Here is a 3,405-nt window from a genome sequence, read left to right on the forward strand (position 1 = left end):
CGGAACTATGTCCAGCGTCGAACTATGTCCAGTCATTCGACTTGCGCCTGAGCGAGCAAGTCTTGCTGGCCAATAACGCTGTACATAGCAATCCTCCTTGCTGGGCATGTCGCCCACAAGGAGACCATCTTGGAACCAACCATTGAAGGCGCGATGGCGCTCGTCCTACGCGCGAAGGGACCGCTCTCGCCGCACCTGCCGGCGTTCGTCACGTCATTAATTGATCATGGCTACGCCGTCGTTTGCCTGCGCGCCAAGGCCTGGCGCGCGACTGAGTTCGATACCTGGCTGGACGATCAAGGCGTTGTGCTTGCCGAGCTTCAGGATGCGCATGTCGAGGCGTTCCTGCGTCGACCGTATCAGCCTCGAAGTGACTGCCGGGACACGCCTCGTCGCCACGAGCCACCGGCCATTCGCCAGTTGCTGCGGTACCTGCGCGCGCAAGGCCTGTGCGCTGTCCCGGCGTCGGCCATCACGCCCGCCGATCAACTGGCGGCCAGCTTCGCGCAGTACCTGGGGCATGCGCGAGGGCTGGCCTCCACGACGATCGGTGGCTACCGGACCCTCGCCCGTGATTTCCTTGCACACCGCTTCGGCAGCGACGATATCGATCTTGGCGCGATCCGTGCCACCGACGTCATCGACTTCGTTCGGCGGGAGGCGCGACGCCTTCGTCCGCGCGGCCTCAAGCATGTGGTCAACGGGTTGCGGGCCTTCCTTCGCTATGCCCAGTACCGCGGCGATATCAAGGGCTCATTGATCAACGCCGTGCCAGCCGTGGCGGCATGGACAACGACGCCACCGCTGCCCCGGGCCATCTCGGCGGAACACGCGCGGCGCGTCATCGACAGCTGCGATCAGTGCACCGCCGTCGGCCGACGGGACCGTGCCGTCTTACTGCTGCTTGCGCGCCTGGGCTTGCGAGGCGGCGAGGTCCTCACCCTGTTACTGGAGGACATCGAGTGGGACACCGGTCTTCTGCGCGTGCGCGGCAAGAACGGCCACCAGTGCCTGATGCCGCTGCCAGTCGATGTCGGCGAAGCCATCGCCGCCTACCTGCGGCAAGGACGACCTGCAAGTTTGGATCGCCACGTGTTCCTGCGCACGCGCGCGCCTCATCAATGCTTGCTTCACGGCTCCGATGGCATCGGGTCCATCGTGCGCAACGCGATCGAGCGTACCGGCGTCGACACGCCTCGCAAGGGATCACACCAGTTTCGGCATGCCCTGGCGGTCGGGATGCTGCGAGACGGGGCGTCGCTACCCGAGATCGGTGAGCTCCTTCGCCACCGCAGCCAGCTGTCCACCTCGATCTATGCCAAGGTGGACCTCGCTGCGCTTCGCCCTCTGGCCCTGCCGTGGCCCGGGAGCTTGTCATGAGCGGGCTTCGAGAGGCCCTGCGCGACTATCTCGAGCTGCGCCGCAGCTTGGGCTACAAGCTGGAAGACGCTGGCCTGCAGTTGCCGCGGTTCATCGACTTCCTCGATACCCGCGGCGCGTTGCACATCACGACGGCGCTGGCGATGGAATGGGCGCAGCAACCGACCGCTGTGCAGCCGGCGGAGTGGGCGCGGCGCCTTGGTGGAGTTCGGGGATTCGCGCGCTACCGCCACGCCAGCGATCCCTTGACGGAGATCCCGCCGCTGGGTCTGCTGCCCCATCGGGCCATGCGTGCCAGACCGTACCTGTATTCGGACGAGGAAGTGCAACGGCTGCTGGCCGCCGCCTTGAAGCTACCGACGAACTGGCACCGCACCCCGCTGTACCCGTGGAAGTACCACTGCCTGATCGGCCTGCTGAGCACGACCGGCATGCGGATGTCCGAGGCGCTGGACTTGCAGGTCCCCGACGTCGATCTTGACCAGGCACTGCTGACCATCCGCAGCGCCAAGCTCGGCAAGAGCCGGTGCATCCCGCTGCATCCATCAACGAGGGATGTGCTGGCGGACTACCTGCGTCGGCGCACGGAGTTCTTTGGCGCCGCAGTCTCAGCTTACGTCTTCGTGTCCAGTCGCGGCAACCGGCTGGATCAGGCGGGCCTGCACCGAACCTTCTACGCACTGTCCCGCAGCGTCGGCCTGCGTGCGACAGGCGCGAGCCGGGGCCCTCGGCTGCATGACTTTCGGCATCGCTTTGCGGTGAAGGTGCTGACGGCCTGGTACGAGGCAGGCCAGGATGCCACCCGGCTCCTGCCCGTGTTGTCGACGTACCTGGGCCACGTCCGGGTCGAGGACACGTACTGGTACCTCAGCGCCTGGCCGGAACTGATGTCGCACGCCATGGAACGCCTGGAGCGGCGCTGGGGGGCATCGTCATGACGGCCGACACCAAGCTGGCCAGCCTGCTGCAACGCTACTTCACCCAGCGACTGATGCACCAGCGCCAAGCCAGCCCACACACCATCGCCTCCTACCGGGATACGTTCAAGATGTTGCTGCAATTCGCCAAGAAGCGGCTGCACAAAGCGCCGTCGGCGCTCGCACTGGAGGACATCGACGCGCCGCTGGTCACGGCGTTCCTCGATGAGCTGGAAGCCTTGCGCGGCGTCACAGCCCGCACGCGCAACCTGCGGCTGACGGCCGTGCATTCGTTCTTCCGCTTCGCATCCTACGAGGCTCCCACCCATGCGGCGCAGATTGCCCGGGTGCTTGCCATCCCCGCGAAGAAGTTCACCCGAGCGCTGGTTCCCTTCCTGAGCAGGCCCGAAGTCGATGCACTGCTGGCGGCGCCGGATCTGCACGCCTGGTCTGGGCGTCGCGATCACGCGCTGATGCTGGTCGCAGTGCAGACCGGTCTGCGGCTGTCGGAGTTGACGGGCATGCGCCGGGACGACGTGGTGCTGGGCGCGGGCGCGCACGTGCGTGTGATTGGCAAGGGACGCAAGGAACGATGTACGCCTCTGAGCAAGGCCTCGCGCGCGGTCATGGCGGCGTGGATGCGTGAACCGCCCAGAGCGCCTGATCAACCCGTGTTCCCGAACGCCCGCGGCGGCCCACTGAGTGCTCACGGTGTGCAATACATCGTGGCCAAGCACGTCGCCACCGCCAGCCGTGTCTGCACCTCGCTGGCGCACAAGCGGGTGAGCCCGCATGTGCTTCGGCACACGACGGCGATGGACCTGACGCACGAGGGAGTCGAACGTTCTGTGCTCGCGCTGTGGCTCGGGCACGAGTCCGTCGAGACGACACAGATTTACCTCGACGCCGATCTGGAGATGAAGTCGAAGCTGCTCGACAAACTGACGCCGCCGGATAGCAAGCCAGGTCGGTACCGTCCAGACGACGCGCTGTTGGCGTTCTTGAAGAGTCTCTAGCCGCTGCCTCCTATGTCCCGTGTTGCATGGCCGCCTTTACGAGGCGGGTCAACGTAGCACTGGACATAGTTCGATGCTGGACATAGTTCCGC

The 3,405-nt window shown here is 65.6% G+C and carries 3 protein-coding genes; all 3 read left to right on the forward strand.

The window, feature by feature from the left end:
• Positions 1-129 precede the first annotated feature (129 nt).
• From NFX52_RS29525 to NFX52_RS29535, 3 genes are read left to right on the forward strand one after another with little or no spacing between them, the layout of a single operon-like run.
• Positions 130-1,380: a tyrosine-type recombinase/integrase gene (locus NFX52_RS29525; protein WP_156358608.1), complete on the forward strand. Its 1,251-nt coding sequence runs from the start codon at positions 130-132 to the stop codon at positions 1,378-1,380.
• Positions 1,377-2,318, forward strand: a complete 942-nt coding sequence (locus NFX52_RS29530; RefSeq protein ID WP_055395123.1) for a tyrosine-type recombinase/integrase — start codon at positions 1,377-1,379, stop codon at positions 2,316-2,318. The genes NFX52_RS29525 and NFX52_RS29530 overlap by 4 nt, the downstream gene beginning before the upstream one ends.
• Complete coding sequence (locus NFX52_RS29535; protein ID WP_055395126.1) at positions 2,315-3,313, forward strand: site-specific integrase; 999 nt, start codon at positions 2,315-2,317, stop codon at positions 3,311-3,313. Before NFX52_RS29530 ends, NFX52_RS29535 begins: the two co-directional genes overlap by 4 nt.
• Positions 3,314-3,405: the final 92 nt, after the last annotated feature.

This window comes from Acidovorax facilis, assembly GCF_023913775.1.
Taxonomy (GTDB): Bacteria; Pseudomonadota; Gammaproteobacteria; order Burkholderiales; family Burkholderiaceae_C; genus Acidovorax; species Acidovorax facilis.

Bases quoted from the DNA above. Each gene is read 5' to 3' on its own strand.
- NFX52_RS29530 (WP_055395123.1), top strand. From the start codon at position 1,377: ATGAGCGGGCTTCGAGAGGCCCTGCGCGACTATCTCGAGCTGCGCCGC.
- NFX52_RS29535 (WP_055395126.1), top strand. From the start codon at position 2,315: ATGACGGCCGACACCAAGCTGGCCAGCCTGCTGCAACGCTACTTCACC.